The following is a 20,382-nucleotide window of genomic DNA, read 5'->3' on the forward strand; positions in this document are numbered from 1 at the left end:
AAGAACGATAAAGGGCGCACTTTCTTGCCTTGCAGCCAAGCACCTGTACAGCCCTGACCTCTGAATGATGCTTACAGATGTCAACGCTTTCCCATCACGCCGCCTCGCCATCGATCAATGGCAGCCCTTCGCGGTGAGACAAATCTTCGAATTGTCACCATCTATTCATCCGTTTCTTGCAGCGTCCAAGCCCCAGCAGCAGTTAGCTCAGGGCCGAAGTCTAACGGGCGCCCGTGTCCGCGACGTCAATCAAACAGCTTTCGGCACTGAAAACCGGAACGGGACGAGCATGGCGCAAATCCTCTTTTCTAGGTGTGCGCGGCTCCAATGCTATTTAAGTCGTACACGACAGCCATTGGGCCAATATCGGGAAGCGGAGGTCCCGCGCTCGTTGCGTCGATTGCCGCAAGAAGAGGAGAGAAATATTCCCGAAGCTGTTGCTCGTCTATATCGGTTGAGAGACTATACATCTGCGCTAGTTTGAAAACTTGCGAAACGCGTCTGCCAAGCTCGGCTTCTCCCTCGCAAGAAGCGTGGAAGACGATGCTGGTATTTATTGCGGATGCGCTCCCCAGCTCTGCCCGTAAAGCCTCTGCCATGCCGAGAAGCGCGCGCAGCAAAACCGATCGTACAGTGGAAACGCGACTGGGAATAAGTGCAGCCGACGGCAGTAGGAAGATGATCAAGCCCCCCTCGCCCTGCTCGCGCAGCCGTCGCACGGCGCCCGTGACAAATCCGAATGCATGTCGCAGCGGTCTGATCACCTCATGTTGCCAGTCAACCTCCTCTATCGAGTCATGCCCCCGGCCGCCTACCGCGAGGAGATAGCCGTCCGGTTTGCCCGGAAGTGCCTGCACCTGCTGGCGTAGCTGCGTGATTGTAGCATCGCGTGGAAATTCGAAGTGATCGACCTTCATGCCGACCGAGGGTATGTCGGAGCCCAGCTCCATGATAAGCAAACGGCTCACAGCGCACCTGCTGATGCAAGGAGCGCGTCACGGCGGGCAACCAAGGTCGGACGGACCCCGTTATCGGTGAATACATAGGGCGCATTCGCGACAAGGGCCTCGTACACCATCGCACCGACCTCCCGGGGAGATCGGCCATGCGATAGGATATTCCGCGCAAGGGCTTCAGCTCGGTTCAGTTCGTCTTCGTCTCGCGTTATTCCGCTGTTAAATGCCTCAGGGCGCATGCGCTCATGATCGAAAATGTTCGTGTTTACCGCCGCCGGGCACAACACGGACGCGCTGACGCTAGTGCCCGCGAGATCGCGGCGAAGCCCCTCCATCAGCGCCACCACACCATATTTGGCAGAAGAATATATACCGCCATCGTTGGCGACGATCAGCCCGCCCATCGAAGAAGTAGCGATTATATGCGCCGGCTCACCGTGCCCCCGCATATGCGGCAGGAATGCCTCTACGCCGTTAAGCACACCTCCCAGATTGACGGCGGTCGACCATTCCCAGTCCGCGGCCTCACTTTCCACCATCGATCCAAGCACGCCAACGCCGGCATTGAGGCACAAGATGTGAAGCTTCCGCCACCTCTCCTCGACGATCTCGCGAGACCGCCGCCAGTCGTCCCGGTCACCCACATTCAGGCGGATGCACAACGCTCGCTCACCAGCCGGTGCCAGTGCTTCCCGCGCTCTGTCGAGATGATCGGCCCTGACGTCCGCCACGACGACATTTAGGCCGGCGTCGAGCATCGCCTGTGCGATGCCAAGGCCAATGCCGCTAGCTCCACCTGTGACGAACGCGGTATTCCCAGGATGGACTGGATGACTCACGATCAATTTCTCCGAATGTTCGGTGCTCGTTTTGCGCCGAAGCTGTGGAGGAAACGAGTGGTGCCTATGCCGGATCTCCGGGAGCAGGCTCAGAAGCGCGCCTGGGTCAGCGCTCGCTCAGCCAGGCGCGCCGAAGCCTCTGCCAGCACGGCGCCCATGCGCTCAGCGGCCGCGTCGTCACAAGCTGCGCTTGCCAAGGCCAGGCTCAGGCTTGCGATAACCGTCCCGCTATCCTGCCTTACGGGCACGGAGATGTGGATCGTACCCTGATCGGGGTCATCGCGACCGACCGCAAACCCGCGACTGCGCACGACTCGCATTCGTCGCTTCGTCTCCAACCATTCGCTCTCGTCGCAACCTGCCTTGCGAAACATCGCGCCAGCCGCCCTTACTTCCATAAAGGCGAGCATCGACAGTGCTGGCGCCCCGCCAAACAGCGCGGCGAGCCTTCCGCGCGCGAAGGTTCCCGCTGCGAAAGGCTCCCCATTCAAGCGATGCTCGTGGACCGTCATCACATGATCGCGGTGTATCCGGCTGATGAAAAGAAGACCGGGGCCCATGACATTATGCGACAATTCGATGATGGTAGGCTCGGCCGCGCGCAGCAGCGGGTCCGACAGACGGAGCTGCCGGTCATAGTGAACGATGCCCGGCCCGAGCAGATAGCGCCCCGGTCTGACGCTGAAGATCAACCCGACGGCGGACAGGCTTCGGAAGTAGCGATACACAGTGCTGGCCGACTGTCCGAGCGCAACCGCTGCTTCCTCGACAGTCCATTCCGGCCGCTCCGGGGTGAACAGGTCCATGACGGAGAGCGTCTTGTCGGAACTGGTCTCCCGCCTGCCGGCCGACGCAGGTCGGTTACTCATGCGTACGAGCGCCAGTGACAGGCGCGTAGCCACCAACTGGCGATCAAATCACCAGCCGATCGGCGCGCCAAGCGGGAGGAATTCGCGAATCTCGTCAACAATCCGCAACTCCCCGTCCACAACCTTGAAAACGCCCATCATATACATCGCTCCGGCGTCAGGTCGAGGGTGGTCAGGGATCGGATGGAAATCGACTGCCACGAAGGTCGCGGCCACTCCCAGCTCGGTATCCAGCACGGGATAGCGCCGCTCGCGCGCCTTGGGCCGGGCAGCGCGGGTGTCATTCAGGGCCGAGGAGCAGCTGTGCACCTTCCCGTCGGGCGACAGCAGCGTGCGCAAGGTGTTGGTCGTCTTGGCGCCGTTATCATATTTGTCGCAACGATAATTGAAGCGAGGGATAAGGCCATTGCTCTGCTCCAGCCCCTCCCAATAGCGGTCGGCCGCATCTTGCAGGCCCGCCCTGTCGGACCGGCGATGCGGCGGCACGACGGCCCCATAGATGATGTCGGGCTTCAGCAACTGCTCCACGTCCGCGAAATGGCCCTTGCCGTCGGTGCTGATGATGGCTTCAGCCTCGACCAGGGAGCCCTCATGAATGAGCAGCCGTTGCGAAAAGGGGCGCGGCTGGTCCTCCAGGAATGCGACTCCCATGCAGACCACCTGCCCCGAATGCGCGTCCGCGAAGGACTGGATGCCAGCGAAACGCACGTTCGATCGCCACAGTCCTTCGCCTGGTTGCACCGTCGCGGCATTTTCCGTGGAGCGGAAGCCGGGCGCCAGATCGACCGCCGCGACGTCGCCTGCCGCCACTGCCGCCAGATAGGCGTCCATCTGACCGATCAATTGTTCACGAGTCATCAGGCGATCCCCACCGGCGGCAAGCCGAAATGCGTGCGGCCGTAGTTGATTGCGGCGCTGTCCGATTGATGCGCGAGATGCCCGCGCAGGACATTCACGTTGCGCCAGTAGCGGCCCAACATCGAGTCGCGCTTCGACGCCGACGTTCCGGTCGTGCGGAAGATGATGTCCACCGCCTCATGCGCGAGGTGGACGCTCTGGAGGATCACCAGCCCCATCCGGCGCATATCGTCCTCGTCGCAGGCTTCGCCCGTCTTCGCCGTCCGCTGGGCCACGGCCATATATTCATGGGCCGTCTGGAGCAGCGCCGCCTTCGCGGTGTCCACCAGCGCGCGGCAGCGGCCATAGTTCAGCTGATATTCCGCAAGCTCCACACGCGGTGCCCCCGTGGGCCCGGTCGCCTTGCGCACGCGGAACGTCTCCTCGTAGAGGTCGAGAGCACCTTCCGCCGCGCCGACCACGACGGACGCGGATTCCGTGAGGATGAACGGCCGCGCCGGCCCGCGGAATAGGGTCGCGTCGGCATAGGCTTCGGCGGGCAGCGACAGGCCGATGGGCGGGTATGGCTTGGCGCGGGCCGTGGACACGAACACATCGTCCATCACCACGCGGTCCGAACCGGTGCCCTGCATGCCGATCACGTCCCAATTGGACACGATCCGGTAATCGCTGCGATCGAACAGCCCCATACGCATGGCCGGTTCACCCGGCGCGGGATCGTCCACGAAGAAGGCGAGCAGAATGTGGGTCGCATGGGCGCAGCCGGACGCATAGTCCCACGCGCCGCTGACCCGGAAACCGCCCGGCACCGCCTGTCCCCGCCCCTGCGGCGCGGCGACTTCTGGTGCTCGGAAATCCCCAGTCGCGCCAAAGGCTTCTTGCTGCGCTTCAAGCGGATAGGTCGCCAGCTGATGGACGTGCCCCAGCACCAACGAAAGTACCCATCCTGTCTCCGGGCAGCCCCGCGCTATGGCGGTGACCATGCGGACATAGGTGGGCAAGTCGAACCCATAGCCGCCGAACAGACGCGGCTGGACCACGCGGTAGAAACCCGCATCTACCAGCGCCTGGTTCGTTTCGGCCGACATATTGCCGGTCGCTTCCGTCGCGGCCTGGCGCTCGCGCAGCATGTCGCGCATCGCGTCGGCACGGGCGATGATCTCGTCCGAGGTGAGGTCGGGCTCGGGCGGCGCGATCGGGTCGATCACATTTTGCCGTTCGTCGGCCAGCGCAACTGCTTCCTGCATGGATGCTCTCCCTTCAATCGGCGCGCGCGGTCAGCGCCTCGACCGCCCGCTCGGCCTCCGCCGTCTCGCGCCTGCGCGCCTCCTCCAGCATCAGCCGGAAAGGATCGATCGTCTGCGCGGGCGGACAGTCGGCGAGGATCGAGTTGAAGTGCGCGGCCAGTTCATCGCGGAATTCGGAGTGCGAGATGATATAGTCGCGGTTGGCGATGATGCCCTCGACCACCGCCTCGCCGGCGTCGCGGGCAGACATGCCGGCATCTTCGGGCATCGCGATGGGCCCGCCTTCGGGCGCGGATGCCGGCACGTCCGAGCGAAACTGCGGGTGGCGGTTTTCGGCCGATTGCAACATGCGGCTCTGCGTCAGGCCTGGATACAGCACGGAAACCCCAATGCCGCGCGGCGCCAGGGTCAACCGAAGCGAGTCACTCAGCCCCCGCACCGCATATTTCGAAGCGGCATAGATACAGTTGTTGGCAGTCGGCAACAGCCCCGCCATCGATGCGGTGCTCACGATATGGCCCGAGCCCCGACGCAGCATCCCCGGCATGAACGACATGATGCCGTTCACTACCCCGCCGAGATTGACCGCCAACACCCAGTCCCAATCCTCGTAACGGACTGCATCAACCTTGGGATTGGCGCCGACACCGGCATTGTTGACCAGAATGTCGCAGCCACCCTGGCGATCTTCCATCTGCGCGGCGGCAGCGGCGAACGCATCGCGGTCGATGACGTCCAGAAGCGTCGTGTCCAACTCGCCACGATGGCCAAGGAGATCGCGCGCTTCGACCAGTCGGTCCTTGCGCAAATCCGCGATCGTTACCCGAACGCCGCGGTCGAGCAGCGCCTCGGCGATGCCGAGGCCAATGCCGCTAGCCCCACCGGTGACGAACGCGGTCTTGCCTTTCAGATTTCGCACAGCGTTTCCTCTCGCCGCTTATCTTTTTATATGATGAGCGGGCGCCTTCGGGCGCCCGCCATCCCCTTAAGCGGCTTCAAGCTGCAGGGATTCCCCATCGAGCGTGCTCTCGCACGACCAGCTCTGCACTTCCTTGAGGCAGGTGTCAGCGAACAGCCGCATGTTCCGCTGCGCTTCCTCGCGCGGCATCTGGCCGAAGTGGAAGTGCGGGAAGAAGCCCTGAAGGTTGCACTCGCCCCGGATCCGGTCGAGGATTTCCAGAATCTCGGTCGGATTGCCGGCGGGCATCACGGTGCCCATCTTGTCGGCCATCTCGTCGATCTTCTCGGGCGCGATACGCATGTTCTTGTAGAACTCATTGCCCTTCGAGGTGCCGAAATCCTCTTCGGCCATGCCGTAATTCTTGACCGCCGCATGGAAGCTGCCGCGATGATATTCAGCCGACATGCGCTTGGCGCGCTCACTGCTCTCATCGACGAAGATGGTGCCCGACAGCAGCGGCTGCGGCGCCTTGCGCGCGCCCTGCTTTTCCGCCCAGACCTGATTGTAGGTGTCGAAATCGACGCCCAGGTTTGCGCGAGGCTCGGGATTGATAATGAGAATGCCGATGCCGAGCTCGGCGACCGTTTTCACCGACTCAGGCGAGCCGGCCGATCCGAAAATGCGGCCCTGGAAGCTCTTGTAAGGACGCGGACGCAGCTCGCGACGGGGCTGCTGCGTGATCTCGCCGCCTTCGATGACGCCGGTTTCCAGCGCGTTGATCACGAGCTCGGCATATTCCTTGTAGAGCTGACGGGTCTGGTTGATGTCCACCCGCATCCCTTCATATTCCATCTTGCCCAGTCCGCGCCCGAAGCCAAGCAGCAGACGGCCATTGGTGATGTTGTCGAGCCACAGCGCCTGTTCGGCGACGCGCACCGGATCGTTCCACGGAAGCACGATCACCTGCGTGCCCAGCTTCACCCGCTTCGTCTGACCTGCCAGGTAGGTCAGCGTCTGCAGCGGCGAGGGCGAGATCGAGTAATCGGAAAAGTGATGTTCGGTCACCCAGATCGATTCAAAGCCGAGATCTTCCGCGTCGATCGCCATGCGCAGATCGTCCTGGATGAACGTCGCGTCGTTAAGGCCGGGGCCGCTCTGGTGCTGAAAGCCTGTTGCGTAACCTACATGCATCATCCGTCTCCTATGCTCACTGCTGCGTGTCGTCCTCACGTCGAATAACGACATAAATTATCTTGTTGTGATAATCAATGACGTTTTCTGGCTTTTGGGTCAGAATGTCCGAAAGAAAGACGTCATCGTCTCGGAGCGCGCGCGCTGGAGGCGCACGGCCTCCGCCACGTCGTTCGCACGCAGGGTCGCCAAAAGCGGTCGGCTTAATTTCAGGAACTGCCGATTCATGTCGCGCAAGCGGCGCGGATCTCGCGGCATCCGCGCGGTAGGATAGGCGCGCAGGCTCTGCACGATGAGCCTCAGCAGCGGATTTTGGCAAATCTGCACGACTGCCTCCTCGGCCTCGAACACGCAGGCGAGCACATTATCCGAATCTTCCTCGTCGAGCGCATCCTCAAGCCGCCTAAGCGCCCGCTCCACCGAGTCGCAGTCAACCCGACTTGCCCGCGCCGCCGCGAGGGCGACGACTTCGATGTTGAGCCGGTGGAACATCAGCATCACGGCATCGGTGCTGAGCCCCATGCTGGCAAACAGGCAGGAGACGAGACGCGCCACCGTGCCCGCGCGCGGCGACTTGCTGACGAGGCCGCGTCCGCGCCCGCAATTTGTCTCCGCCGCGCCGGCGCTTTCGAGGATGCGGACCGCCTGACGGAAGGCATCCCGATCCACGCCGTAGCGGAAGCAGAGATCCTCCTCCGAGCCAAGCCGATGACCATGTCGCCACTCTTCGGCGCTACATTCCCGCAGCATCAGCCCGGCAATCTGCGCCGCTCGACTGCGCAGCAAAGCTTCGGGCGCCAACAGCACGGAAGGCCCGCGCGAATAACCGTCGCCGTCCTCGGCGTGTTCCGCAATGGCCGCGACCACATCCTCGAAACAGTCGATGACCAGCCGGGCCTGTCGATTGAGTTCCGTCGTTTCGCCGTGAACGCCCGCCTCGCGCACACGCGCTAACGCCAAGCCGGTGTCTCGGCACTGCGCTTCGGTGACGCCATAGAAGGAAGCAAAGCCCACTATGAATTCCACGGTTCTTCGCCGATTCACGTGCAGGACCCGGAGGCCGCCATGGGGGCCCGGTACCATCCGCGCGGTGCCGCGTACCTCCAGGATACGCACCGCCTCGCGGATTACCGCCCGGCCGACGCCAAAGCTCTCTGCAAGCGCCTGTTCGGACCCGCAGCCCAGGTCATGCGGCCAGCCGCGCGCGATCAACGCTTCTTCGATCAACCGGGCGACCCGGCAGGCGGCCTTCTCCCCGTCAGGCTGCGATTCGCCGATCACTTCCGCTATCAGGCTTGCCGCCTCCGGCGCGGCCGGCGGGGCGATCACGATAGCCGCCTGGCGTTTCGCCAATGCAGACATCTTCCTCTCCAATCGCAGGAAAATATGCGCAAATAATCGCTTTATGACAATCGCCGTGTTTATTGACGTGGTATGGCCGCAAAACGGTAGGGACGAAACAACAAGCCCAGGATCGTGCAGCCCAGCAGTAGCGCCATGGCCGCACCTATCGGCTGGGAATAGCCGCCTGTCAGATCATGCCCTAACCCCATCAACACCGGTCCGGCGCCCATGCCGATCGTCAGAACCGCGAAAGTAGCGCCGAGTATCTCCGAAGCGGACGCCATACCGAAATAGCGGCTGACCAGATAGGGGGCGAGACCGTTGATGCTGCTGAAAGCCAGCCCGAGCAACGCCATGCCCGGCAACACCCCTGCGCCACCCAGACCCAGGAGCAAGGCCATCCCGATCACTCCTAAAGCGGAGAAGATGGCGAAGATGCGCGGCGTTTGCACACGATCGACCAGCAGCCCCCCCAGCAGCGGCCCTAACGGCCCCGCCAGCGAATAGAGCGACAGTGCGAAGGTCGCAGTTTCCTTGCTTACCCCCCGCTCCGCCATCCAGCCGATGAAATGCGCGGTCACCGCCATCAATGCGCCGACCGCCAGCCCGCAGGAACCGATCGCCAGGATGAAGTCTCGCGACAGCACCGCTTCCTTCGCCGGCACGCCGTCCAATTCCGGAATTGTCTGGCCGGGCGCACTGCCATCGGACGCCTCGCGAACCAGGAGCAGAGCGGCGGGGATAGTCACGACCGCGGCGACGATCGCAAGGATGCGGAAGGTGGCACGCCATCCGTGCGCGTCGATCAGCCCCTGCGTCACCTGCACCGCGATCGCTGTCGCCACCGCCGGCACGCCGCCCAGCACCAGCCCCAGCGCCAAGCCGCGATTGCGGCCGAACCATCCATTCACCACCTTGGCATAGCTGATCGGCCCGGCGATCGTGCCGCCCACAGCCATGAAGATGGTAACAAGATAGAGCTGCGCGATCGAGCCGTTCATCAGCGAAAGCGCGAAGAAGCCCGCACACCAGATCGCCAGTCCCGGCGCCAAAACGCGGCGCACGCCGTAACGATCGACAAGTCGCCCAATCCACGGCCCGGTTGCGGCGGCGGTCAGGCCGACGATCATCGGCGATTGCGGAAATACGGACAGCCCCCAGCCGAAGCTGGACGATACCGGTTGCAGGAACAGAGGAAACGCGCCCATGAACAGCGGAATAAGCCCGAATACCAGGCAGATTGCGCAGCCAATCGCGCTCACCAGCGCCGCGCGCGACCGGGATGTCTCCGGTGCCAGTCCGGCGGTGCTCATGCCTGTTCCAGGCATTCGGAGAGGAAAGATTGTATCCGCGCGTTGGCTGACTTGGCGGACGGATGCGGCGTTTCGATGAAAGCATGATCCGCGCCGGGATAGAGCGCCAGTTCGGCGCGATTGCCAGCAGCGAGCCACCGACCGTACATGAACATGGAATCGTCCAGCATGGCGTCCAGCGTCCCCACGGTGAACAGCGCCGGCGGCAGCCCGAGGAGGTCCGCGTAGAGAGGCGATACGTCCGGGTCTCGCCGATCGATGCCGGGGGCGTACGAGTCCGCGATCCTGGTGATGTCGCGGCCCTTCAATACGCCGGTTTCGGCCAGGCGCTGGCTGGGCGTCATACCGCTGTCATACACACCGAAGCTGAGCGCCGCGCCAGCAAACCGATCCGCCAGCCCTCGGGCGCGCAATCGCACCAGCGTCGACACCGCCAGAAGCGCACCCGCGGATTCGCCCATGATTAGCAGCCTCGAAGCGCCGAAGTGCTCGGCCGCGTTCTCGACCAGCCACGAAGCCGCAGCTTCGCAGTCGTCCCACGCCGCTGGATATGGATTTTCGGGCGCCAGCCTGTATTCGATCGAGGCGCAGGTCACGCCCAGCCCGATCGCAATGGCTTCCAGCATGGGGTCCTGCTTGGCCGCCCCGCCCAATATGAAACCGCCGCCGTGAATATGCAGCACCACCGCCCGCGGCGAGGCGTGAGGCACGACGTGCAGCGCAACGTCGCCCGCTGACAGGTCATAGGCATTGTGGGCCGAGGGGGGGGACGGCATGACCCCCCCGCTCCTCGCCTGCTCGATACCCATTTCCCACAAGCTAGGTAGGTGGCCGAAGCGTTCCGCCTGGGCTGCGTTGAACGCCTGGACCTCGGCTGGGATAGCGTGATCCCCGAACATGCTCTTATCCATGCTGTTCCCTATCTCCCACAAAATCTTAATGTGCCTGCACGCGCACATGCACCGAGCAGGTCCCCGGGCAGACGCGAAAGCGCGGATGCTTCCGTGCGAAAAGCGCCTGCGAATTGGGCGCTTCGTTGCGCAATTTACCAAGCGGACCGGCGATCCTGACGACATCGTTTAATGCGGGCTCTCTCCCGATTGCCGCGGCTCGCGCCGTTTGAATAAACGAGAGCCCGGCCTGCCCTGTCTTTCAGGCAGATTGCCGCCTTAGGGTTCTATTTTACAAAGCCACCTGCCGAAACCAGTGGTCATAATTCGGCCTCGCAAGCAACCGGATGTGCTGTCCGCGGAAATGCTTCCACTAGTTTAATGCGCCGGTCTGGGGGCATTGTGCCGTACCGAGCGAAACCATCGCTGCAAAACTGTTGCGACCGAAGGCCAAGACGTCCGCCTTTGAAAAGCTAGCAGTCTAGAAGGGGGAGGAATATCACGTGACAAGACACATTATTTTCAACCGGAGCGCCCTCATGGGGAGCGTTGCGACGCTCGGCTATATTCTGGCCTGCCCCGCCCCGGCCCTTGCTCAAGCTGCCCCACCGCCGACCAAAGCCCCTGAGCAGGAGCAGTCGTCACTCCAGGATATCATAGTCACAGCAGAAAGGGTCGAAAGCAATGTGCAGAAAACCGCAGCGGCGGTCACCGTCCAAAGTGGTGATGATCTGAGGGAGCGCGGAAAATTCACGCTGCGCAATATCCTTGAGACGGTGCCTGGCGTATCCGGCGGCGAGTCGGAAGGCGTGACAAACGAGCCGACCGGAAATGACAATCCCGCAGGCGGCATCACTATTCGGGGCGTTTCTTCTAACGGGGGACTGTCCGGGCAGACGCTTTCAGGGGTTCCCGCGACCGCGCTCTACGTCGACGACGTCTATAACGGCATCGGAGGAAATTTCGATGTCGACCGGGTGGAAGTGCTACGTGGGCCGCAAGGCACGCTTTATGGCCGTAGCGCCACCGCAGGCGTCGTGGGCATCCACACCCGCAATCCCAATTTGTCAGAAGCCGGTTTTGACGGCTCGCTAGAGGGCGGAAGCTACAGCCTGTTCCGTGCGACCGGAGCCGTGAACCTGCCTCTGGTCACTGACAAGCTGGCGCTGCGAGTGGCTGCCAATCATTACGAACGCGATGGCGCGGATGTGGAGAAGGGCTTTGGCGCCAGCCGCGTCAACGAGATCAAGGCAAAGCTGCTGTTCGCACCGAGCGATAGCTTTTCTCTTCTAATTGGTGGTGCCCTGCAGGACCGCAAAATCTACAATGGCGGCATCTCAGGCAATCTGGTCGCCCCGAACAAAGTGGTATTCTCGCCTTTTTCGGTGGGCTCTGCAGAGCTGAAGTCCCGCCAAGTCTGGGCAGAGGCTAAACTCGACCTGGGCGGCGTGCAGCTGACCTATCTGCCCAGCTACCGGACATTCGTTCAGGACGCGACGGTGTTCGTCGTCGGCCCGGCGGGCAACGGGATCAAGCAGAGGGTCACTACTCCGCACGATCCTTTCGTCACCCAAGAACTTCGCCTGACGTCACAGCCCGGGTCCAACATCAAGTGGCAGACCGGCCTGTTCTATTATTACAACAACATCCGCAGCCAAAACAGGAATGCCTGGGAATCATCGGACGGCCTCCTGTTCAATGCCGATGTCGCCCGCAAAACCAAGGATATCGGCGTGTTCGCCGAAGCGACGGTTCCGATTACGCCAGAATTGCGCTTTACCGGCGGCCTTCGGTATGACGAGACGACCGTCAGCACTTCCGAGGTCTACTCGTCCAATCTTAACGTGTTCTGTAACACACCCCTTGGTTTCCTGACCGGCTGCGCGGTGGGCGCCCCCAATGCACCCAATGCAGGCCTGCCGGAAGCGCTGAGCAGCATTACGATCAGCGGGGACGCGGGCCGTCGCAAATTTAAGAACGCCACCTACAAGGCCCGCATAGAATATGACCTTGGACCAACCAATCTTGTCTATGCTTCCGTATCCACCGGCTTCATCCCAGGCGACGTGCAGGTGGGCCAGGGCGCCGGCAACATCCCAACGGCCTATCCGTATGAATCGGAGAAGCTGACCGCCTATGAAATCGGCAGCAAGAACCGCTTTTTAGACAGGCGGCTTCAGGTCAATGTGGGCCTCTTCCATTACGAATATGGCGGGTTCCAAGCCGCTATCCAATTGGACCCGCTGAACCCGGCCACCGGCATATTGTTCAACGTACCGTTGCGGATGACCGGTGTGGAAATCGAGAGTCTGTTCCAGCTCACCCCCAGCGACCGCCTGGGCTTGAACTTCTCCCATATCGAATCGAAGTTCCACGACCTGCCCGCCGGCTTCGCATCCGCAGTCGCGCAGCGCAGCCTTTGGGGATTCGCACCGACCACGGCGACCGTTTTCTACGATCATGATTTCGACCTTTCCGGAGGATCGACCATCAACCTGCATGGAGAAGCGATCTGGAACTCTGGTTATGACGTCCGGCCCACTTCAGCCGCACTGGCGGCGCAAGGCGGGCTCGATTATGTCCACCAGAATGGTTTCGTGCTTGGCAATCTCAACCTGACTTGGACGTCGGCGGGCAGCCGCTTCTCGGCCACCGCCTATGTCCGCAACGTCACGGACAAGCGCTATAAGAGCTACGTGAACTTGCAATCGATCTCGCCGCTTCAGGCAACGGGCACCCTGTCCGATCCACGCACCTTCGGCGGCGTACTGACGGTTAAATTCTAAAGGGGGTTGACGGAGCGGCCGGCAGGATTGGCTGGCCGCTCCGCCATGCCTCAAGCTGTGCAAGGTACCGCCAGCCCGGTTATGCCGGGAAGCGCCCAGTAAGCTGATCGCAGCATGACAAGAAGCACCGCCCTTGGGGCAACGGCAGCGCCGGATTTGACGCTAGCGCGCAGGCGCATCGAACCCAAAGATCGTCTGGCCGCTTCCGGCGCGCCCAGGCCTTGCCACTGGCGATGAATGACTTGCATTATCGGGGTTGGGTTGCCGGTTCACGGAAACCGTGAGCGCTGATTTGCTTCCTGAACTCAAATATCGGAGCGGGATCGAGCCGCGCCCGCTTCATTTTCCTAGCTGCCGGACACCGTTGATCGTGACGTTGGACCTCACAATCATCGCGGCGCGCCTGTAGTCGATGAAGCCATACGTTTCCGCAACCATGCGACATGTCGGTCTTTGCCTCTTGCTCCCACGCAACCTAGGCAATTCACCTGCGACAGATGCGAACGTGTTCATTCTCCGTACTGGTTTCATTTAGGTTCTTAGCAATAGGAGAAGAGGCCTAGCCTCACGGCAGGCGTGAGGAGATTGACATGACTTCTGAGCCGCCGATCCAAAAAGCTAGAACTTTAGAAACGATGATTCCACCGCTGGAGGTTTGCCTGACGCCGGCCGAGATAGTCGGACGCGCGGATGCGCTGCGCGAAAAGTTGAGAGCCAACCAAGCGGCCGCAGAAGCTGCGGGGAATATCTCGGCGGAAATGAACCAGACTTTAGTAGAGGCCGGCTTCTATCGGGTCATCCAGCCGCGCCGCTTCGGCGGGTACGGTTTTGATTTGCCTACTTATGTCCGGCTCATTACCGCGGTGGCGAGAGGCTGCCCGGAAACTGCCTGGGTACTGTCGCTGGTGCTGGGCCACGTCCATCAGTTGGCCACCTACCCGCTCAAAGCGCAGCAAGAAGCCTATGGCGCATCAGGTGATTTCCGGGCTCCGGAAGTCGCCGCGCCGCAGGGGCATGGCCGTGCCGTGCCGGACGGCTACATCGTCAGCGGTGCCTGGGACTATGCCTCGGGCTGCGCGCATTCCACGCACATCCTGCTCGCCTTTACGACAGATGACGCCGATCCCGATGCACCGCCGATGCGCATGGGCCTATTCCATCGAAATGACTTTGACATCGTTCAAAACTGGAACGTCATCGGAATGCAGGGCACCGGGTCGGACCGCGTCGTGATGGAAGATATTTTTATCCCGTCGTATCGCGCCAAACCCTATCCGCCGAAAGATCCGCAGTTGCCAGCCGAAATATATGGCGACGAGCCGCTGTTTCACGGACCGGCGCGGCCCTTCATCCTGACTGAGTCAGCCTCTGTGGTCGTCGGTGCCGCCGAAGGCGCGCTGGACCTGTATGAAGAAAGTTTTCGAGCACGCAAAGCCACAGGGCCTACCGGCGCGCCTCGGCTCGCCCTTGCGGAATATCAGCTCAATTTCGGCCGCTGTCGCGCCTTGATTGACACGGCGCGCAGCGCATTGCTGCAGGTGGCGAGCGACTACATGGACGCAGCGCGCGAAACCTGCGAGACCGGCGCGCCCTATGCCGAGGACGATGCGCGCCGCATGGGCCTCGTCATCCTCCAGAGCATCCATCTGGCACATGAGGCCGTGGATATCATCTTTCGAACGGTGGGGACGTCCGCGTCCAAGAAGGATTCCATGATTGGTCGCTACTGGCGCAACGTCGCCATTTTACGCGGTCACCTTGCCCATCAATCCGACAGCGCCGCAGTCAACTATGGCCGCACGCATTTTGGCTTGCCGCCGGTCGGCATCGCCTGATGATAGTCGCCGCGACCGATGCCCGTCTCGCAAGGACACGGTCCGCGCGACGTCACGACACCGGTCTTGCACCTCGTTAAGGACGCGCTTGCTAGGGGGCATGGCCGGAAACACATGCCCGGCCTCGCAGCGCGACGACGCCATTCCTGCATCTGGTTACTAGCTAATCTGCAAGTAAACTCCAGCGCGTTACCCCTCATTCCGCATCCCGACTGAAGGTCAACTGCAATGAATATCCGCTTTCCCAATAACGATTTCACGAGCTTTGAAGCGCCTATGCGCGCGGAGATCGACCTTAAGGGACTGGAGGTGATCCAAGGCGAGGTTCCGCGACAGCTCAGCGGCGGCTTCTTCCGCCTCATCGGTGATCGAAAATGGCCAGCCTTTGTCGAGAACGACATTTTCATGCTTGGAGAGGACGGGATGGCGTCCTGCTTCTATTTCAAGGATGGCCAGGTCGACTTCAAGATGCGCTATGTGCGGACGCCACGCTTCGTTGCCGAAGAGAAGGCTGGGCGCGCTTTGTTTGGTCATTATCGCAACCCGTTCTCGGACGATCCTTCGGTCGCCGGCCTCAGTCGCGGCACGGCGAACGTCACGGTTTTGGTCCATGCCGGCAAGATGCTCGCGCTCAAGGAGGATAGCCCGGCCATCGAGCTCGATCCCTTCACCCTCGAGACGATCGGCGAATATGACTGGGGCGGCGTCGTTACCGCCAAAGCGATAACCGCCCATCCCAAGATCGATCCCAAGACCGGCGAACTGGTCTTCTTCGGATATTGCGCGGCCGGTCCCGCCACCAGGGACATCGCCTATTACGAAGCGGACGCCGAAGGCCGCATCATCCATGAAACCTGGTTCGAGGCGCCCTATACCTGCATGGTTCACGATATCATGGTCACCGAGAACTATGTCGTGTTCCCGATCACCCCACTGCGCCATGAACTGGAATGGATCGAAAGGAACGAGCCAGCGTTCAAGTGGGATCCCAGCGAGGATGTCTACCTCGGCGTGCTCCCGCGCAAGGGCAAGGGCGAGCAGGTCCGTTGGTTCAAGGGGCCCAATCAGTGCCACGGCCATACCGTCGGCGCGTTCGACGACGGTCGCTTCATCTACGCGGACAACACGTTCAGCAAGCGATCCTTTTTTCACTTCTTCCCGAACACCGACGGGTCGGAGTTCAATCCGGCGGACGCCATGCCTTTTATCAAGCGGCTGGTGATCGATATGGAAAGCAACGACGACAGCTTCACCGAACAACAGATGTTCGGATACCCTTGCGAGCTGCCGCGCATCGACACGCGGTTTGAAACGATGCCGTACAACTTCGTCACGATGAACCTGCTCGACGTTCCCGAGCAGGAACGCATCGGGATGGGTTTTCAGTGGGTCGCAACCATGGATATCAATGGCCAGAAGCCCGCCAAAATATATTACGCCGGCCACGACTGTTCGATCGGCGAGCCGCAGTTCGTGCCACGCAGCGACGATGCGGCGGAGGGAGATGGTTACATCCTGACGGTCGTGGGAAAGCACCGGGAAATGCGCAGCGAACTGCTCATCCTCGACGCCGGCGACATCACGGCACCGCCCATCGCAACGGTGGCCCTGCCCTTTCGCCTTCGCAGCACCGGACACGGCTACTGGTACGGGACGCGACAGCTGCGCGGCGAAACCAACATTATCGGGGCTTGGTGAAGATGGCGGATCTAAAAGGAAAAGTTGCCCTGGTCACAGGCGCGAGCCGGGGAATCGGCCGTGAGATCGCCACGCGATTAGGAGCAGACGGCGCGACCGTGGCGGTTCACTATGGGAAGAACCCGCAGGCCGCCGCCGTTACGGTCGAAGCGATTGAAAAGCAGGGGGGCAAGGCCTTCGCCATTCAGGCGGACCTGCAAACACCCGAAACATCGCTGGACGCCATGTTCGAGGATTTCGACCGCTGTTTGAAGGCATGCACGGGACAGGCCGGGCTCGACATCATCGTCAACAATGCGGGCCAGATCATGTTCGGGTCCGTCGATGTGCTAAGACCAGCCGACTTCGACAAGGCTTTTGCCGTCGATGTAAAAGCTCCGTTCTTCGTCACACAGCGGGCGCTACCGCGAATGCGAGATGGCGGACGGATCATCAATATCTCGTCCGCCACGGCGCGGGTCGTCAATCCGGATGTGGTGTCCTATGCCATGGCCAAGGGTGCACTCGACGTCTTCAGCAGGACGATCGCCCAGCAGTTGGGTGCAAGGGGGATCACGGTGAACTCGGTGGCGCCGGGTCCCACCGGTACCGAGGAGTTCCTGCGCATGGCGGAAGGAAATCCTGCCTTCGTGGACATGGCAAAGTCACAGTCAGCGTTACGGCGGCTGGGTACGCCCGCAGACATCGCCAACATCGTCGCCTTCCTGGCAAGCGACGAGAGCGGGTGGATCACCGGGCAACTCATCGACGCGACAGGCGGAACATTCCTGGGTTGATTGTCTCGCTAACGGTCAGATCAGTGCGGCGAGGCTGTCCACCTTCGTCGCCTGAGCTGCCGCCGCAGCGACTGGATCGCGATCAAGTATGGCGGAAATCACCCGCAACGTTTCCGTACGATAGAGCGCGCCCAGCACCTGGCTATCGGGATCCCGGATAGCCGAACGCCAGCTCGAATAGCTTTTGGTGCACCGCAGGAGGACGTCGATAAGAGGTTCGGGAACGATATCGAACTGACTTTCCTCCGTCATCTGCATGACCCTGGCGCTCACATTGTCGCCCGATGCCGACAGGGTCCGGTGCGCCGCGATTAGGTTTCGGCGATGTTCTTCCGTCGCCGTCCTGGCGGCAATCGATACCACTTCGATGCTAAGAAGCTTGAACACGGCCATCGCGTCAGCCGGCGACACTCCGACGGATGCGAAATGACAGTTGATAAGCTGACACAGCGCCGTAGGCTCGGCCGAACGCGTCACCAGCCCTTTGCCGCGACCGGCAACAGAAGCGGCGATGCCTTCGAACTCCAGCACTCTGACCGCTTGCCGCAATGCGCTGCGATCAGCGCTGTAGCGTTCACAAAGATCCATTTCAGATCCCAGGCGATAGGCGCTTGTATGCCTGCCGCTCATATCCTTGAGCAGCATGCGAAAGACCTGCTCGGCACGCGAGCGAGCGCTCTTCGTGGCGGCGCCCATCGGTATCCGCCCTTCCGCGCCCTCGCGGGCATAATGATCGACAGCAGCCCTGAGACAGTCGAGAAACTCCACCATCTCTGCACTTATCGGCGCTTCGGAGCGGCCCTCATCCAGGCGGGCGCAGGTCTTGTGCAGCACGTCCCTACAGATGCTCCCCTGCAGGTCCGCGCCGCGATGCGATGTGACATAGCGATGGATCGCTTCCAGCACTGCCACCAGATCGGGCCCGAGAACGACAAGGCCGCCATGCGGTCCACGCCGCATCCCGGCAGTACCGCGGCTCTCCAAAATTCTCACCGCCTCTCGCAATACGATGCGGCAAACCCCGAACTGGTGGGCCAACTGGCTTTCCGATCCATAGATCGCGCCCGTAGGCCAGCCTTTCGCGATCAAATCGGCTTCAATGCCTGCCGCGATGGCGCAGGCGGCTTTGTTCCCCGGACGATCTGCGCCGACAATTGCATGAAAAAGCGGATTGGCTCGTTCAAACTTGGTCAATGGCGGGTTGGATCCCGTCATGTCGGATCGGCCTGTCAGCTGCCTGGTGGCCAAACGCATCCCTCCGTTGTCCGGCGCTGACTCTTGTCTTTATTCAGCGACCTGCACATCATCGCTCTGTCAGGGGTGACAGTCAATGGCGCGGGTAGCGTGGCAAGATCGCCGGCAGTATCGCGCCGATGATGAGCACCGCGACAATGATGGGCGAGGCAGGCGCATAAGCGCCCCATCTGTCGCGCACCAAGCCCAGCACCACCGGACCCACGCCCAGGAATAGCGTGACAATCCCCATCGCCACGGCAAAAATGGTCGAGGCGTTTGCTAATCCGAAATAGCGGCTGGTGAGGAACGGAAGCAGGCTCGCAACTGCGGAGAAGCCTGCCCCGACAAGCGCCAATCCCGCCACGATCGCCCAGGCTCCGGTTATCTGCATCAGGAGAAAGCCCGCTAGCGGCGCCGCGAAGATGATCGCGAGAAATCGGGGGTTCGGCAAGCGATCCGCCGCTGCGCCTGCAATAAGCGAGCCGATGGGGCCAGCGAGTGAATAGAGGCTGAGGGCGAACACGGCGGTGCCTGAGCTGATGCCATGCTCCGCACTAAGCGGCAGAAAATGGCTCGCGATCGCGCTGCATGACGCGCACACGAGCGAAGATCCCGCGACCAGCGCCCAGAAAGTGCGGCTGGAGAACGCTACCAGCGGCTCTATCGAAGCGCTGGGTGGCGGAAGGCCATCCATGGCTGCGTCGCGGCCGTGCGGCGCCTCCTTGAGGAAAGCGTAGGAAACGGGAAGCGCGACCAGAATGACGAGCGCGGCCAACGCCAGATAGGCATTTTGCCAGCCGATAGCAGAAATGAGAACGCGCGTGAGCCCGAGCATCATGGCCGTGAAAATGGCGACACCGCCACCCAGAACGATGCTCATCGCCAAGCCGCGACGGCGGTCGAACCATCCGGTTATGATCTTCGCCAAGGCCACCGGCCCACATGTTACCGTGGTCACGCCCATGATCGCGGACACCAGGTACAGCAGAACGACGCTCCCGCCGATGAAAGGGAGCGCCGCCAGCGTCATGGCCCAAACCACCAATCCCGGAAGCAACAATGTCCGCACGCCGGCCTTGTCGATCGCCCTGCCGATCAGCGGGCCGCCCAGCGCGCTTACCAAGCCGGCAATCAACATAGCCTGGGGGAAGATCGCGGCGCTCCAGTGATAGGTTTGCGATACGGGCTGAAGAAACAGGGGGAAAGTGCCCATAAAAACGGGGGCGAAGCTGAAGCCCATGCAGATCGCGCCCGCTGCCGCAACGACAATGGCTTCCGGCGCATGCGTGGCGCCCACCGGTCTTTGTGCTTCGTAAGAGTCCTGACTGCTTGTCGGTGCGCCTTCTGCCGCTTCGCTCACGTCCCTGCTCTCCCTTTCCATTCCGTTGTCTAGTGCACGTGCTCGGGGGTGTTCGACTACCCCGGCTTCCGGTAGCCTTTACGTAAGCCAAAACCAGTATCGACATTCGCGCGTGCTTCGCCAGCATCCTGCCCCTGCCCGCACCGCCGACACCGCCATCCCAAAGGTACGCGGCCGCACGCGTAGCCGGGAGCGAGAGGCCAAGATCATGAACAGAAGGTCCGGGCTTCGCGCCGCATTGGCTGTCGCTGCGATGATGCTCGCTGGAGCGATGGTCGTGCGA

16 protein-coding genes are annotated in these 20,382 nt (G+C 61.8%); 4 read left to right on the forward strand and 12 right to left on the reverse strand.

Translation table 11 applies throughout. From position 1 onward, the window contains the following. Window positions 1–308 precede the first annotated feature (308 nt). The 10 genes from ASE49_RS04955 to ASE49_RS05000 all read right to left on the reverse strand — a co-directional run bounded on the left by ASE49_RS04955 (window position 309) and on the right by ASE49_RS05000 (window position 10,417). The gene (locus tag ASE49_RS04955; protein ID WP_162234226.1) at window positions 309–968 is read right to left on the reverse strand and encodes a hypothetical protein; all 660 of its coding nucleotides are present in this window, start codon (window positions 966–968) and stop codon (window positions 309–311) included. Next, the gene (locus ASE49_RS04960) at window positions 965–1,795 is read right to left on the reverse strand and encodes an SDR family NAD(P)-dependent oxidoreductase (protein ID WP_200921972.1); all 831 of its coding nucleotides are present in this window, start codon (window positions 1,793–1,795) and stop codon (window positions 965–967) included. The genes ASE49_RS04955 and ASE49_RS04960 overlap by 4 nt, the downstream gene beginning before the upstream one ends. A gap of 89 nt (window positions 1,796–1,884) precedes the next feature. Next, the gene (locus ASE49_RS04965) at window positions 1,885–2,664 is read right to left on the reverse strand and encodes a helix-turn-helix domain-containing protein (protein WP_082456309.1); all 780 of its coding nucleotides are present in this window, start codon (window positions 2,662–2,664) and stop codon (window positions 1,885–1,887) included. Between the two features lie 48 nt (window positions 2,665–2,712). Continuing rightward, window positions 2,713–3,522, reverse strand: a complete 810-nt coding sequence (locus tag ASE49_RS04970) for a hypothetical protein (RefSeq protein WP_056769015.1) — start codon at window positions 3,520–3,522, stop codon at window positions 2,713–2,715. Continuing rightward, window positions 3,522–4,730: an acyl-CoA dehydrogenase family protein gene (locus ASE49_RS04975; protein WP_200921973.1), complete on the reverse strand. Its 1,209-nt coding sequence runs from the start codon at window positions 4,728–4,730 to the stop codon at window positions 3,522–3,524. Before ASE49_RS04975 ends, ASE49_RS04970 begins: the two co-directional genes overlap by 1 nt. Window positions 4,731–4,782: 52 nt before the next feature. Beyond that, on the reverse strand, window positions 4,783–5,688 hold the full coding sequence (locus ASE49_RS04980) for an SDR family oxidoreductase (RefSeq protein ID WP_056769017.1): 906 nt from the start codon (window positions 5,686–5,688) through the stop codon (window positions 4,783–4,785). 66 nt (window positions 5,689–5,754) lie between these two features. Further along, window positions 5,755–6,915, reverse strand: coding sequence for an LLM class flavin-dependent oxidoreductase (locus ASE49_RS04985; RefSeq protein ID WP_200921974.1), 1,161 nt, complete (start codon window positions 6,913–6,915; stop codon window positions 5,755–5,757). Between the two features lie 45 nt (window positions 6,916–6,960). Beyond that, complete coding sequence (locus ASE49_RS04990) at window positions 6,961–8,223, reverse strand: FCD domain-containing protein (RefSeq protein ID WP_056769018.1); 1,263 nt, start codon at window positions 8,221–8,223, stop codon at window positions 6,961–6,963. 59 nt (window positions 8,224–8,282) lie between these two features. Further along, complete coding sequence (locus ASE49_RS04995) at window positions 8,283–9,518, reverse strand: MFS transporter (protein ID WP_200921975.1); 1,236 nt, start codon at window positions 9,516–9,518, stop codon at window positions 8,283–8,285. Further along, window positions 9,515–10,417 carry an alpha/beta hydrolase gene (locus ASE49_RS05000; RefSeq protein ID WP_200921976.1) on the reverse strand — a complete coding sequence of 301 codons (903 nt, stop codon included), beginning with the start codon at window positions 10,415–10,417 and terminating at the stop codon, window positions 9,515–9,517. The genes ASE49_RS04995 and ASE49_RS05000 overlap by 4 nt, the downstream gene beginning before the upstream one ends. A gap of 494 nt (window positions 10,418–10,911) precedes the next feature. Between ASE49_RS05000 and ASE49_RS05005 the strand changes: the two genes are divergently transcribed. The 4 genes from ASE49_RS05005 (at window position 10,912) to ASE49_RS05020 (ending at window position 17,503) form a co-directional block, all read left to right on the forward strand. Further along, window positions 10,912–13,194 carry a TonB-dependent receptor gene (locus ASE49_RS05005; protein WP_200921977.1) on the forward strand — a complete coding sequence of 761 codons (2,283 nt, stop codon included), beginning with the start codon at window positions 10,912–10,914 and terminating at the stop codon, window positions 13,192–13,194. Between the two features lie 590 nt (window positions 13,195–13,784). Further along, entirely contained in the window at window positions 13,785–15,029 is a 1,245-nt protein-coding gene (locus ASE49_RS05010; protein WP_056769022.1) for an acyl-CoA dehydrogenase family protein, read from the forward strand. Between the two features lie 228 nt (window positions 15,030–15,257). Further along, on the forward strand, window positions 15,258–16,727 hold the full coding sequence (locus ASE49_RS05015) for a carotenoid oxygenase family protein (protein WP_056769023.1): 1,470 nt from the start codon (window positions 15,258–15,260) through the stop codon (window positions 16,725–16,727). Window positions 16,728–16,729: 2 nt separating this feature from the next. Beyond that, window positions 16,730–17,503 (forward strand): SDR family oxidoreductase, encoded by a 774-nt coding sequence (locus ASE49_RS05020; RefSeq protein ID WP_056769024.1) that lies wholly within the window; start codon window positions 16,730–16,732, stop codon window positions 17,501–17,503. A 15-nt stretch (window positions 17,504–17,518) separates the two neighbouring features. Here the strand turns inward: ASE49_RS05020 and ASE49_RS05025 are convergent, their stop codons facing one another. Then, complete coding sequence (locus ASE49_RS05025; RefSeq protein WP_056769025.1) at window positions 17,519–18,718, reverse strand: GntR family transcriptional regulator; 1,200 nt, start codon at window positions 18,716–18,718, stop codon at window positions 17,519–17,521. 112 nt (window positions 18,719–18,830) lie between these two features. Continuing rightward, window positions 18,831–20,099 carry an MFS transporter gene (locus tag ASE49_RS05030; RefSeq protein WP_200921978.1) on the reverse strand — a complete coding sequence of 423 codons (1,269 nt, stop codon included), beginning with the start codon at window positions 20,097–20,099 and terminating at the stop codon, window positions 18,831–18,833. Window positions 20,100–20,382 lie beyond the last annotated feature (283 nt).

The organism is Novosphingobium sp. Leaf2 (assembly GCF_001421325.1).
GTDB lineage: Bacteria > Pseudomonadota > Alphaproteobacteria > Sphingomonadales > Sphingomonadaceae > Novosphingobium.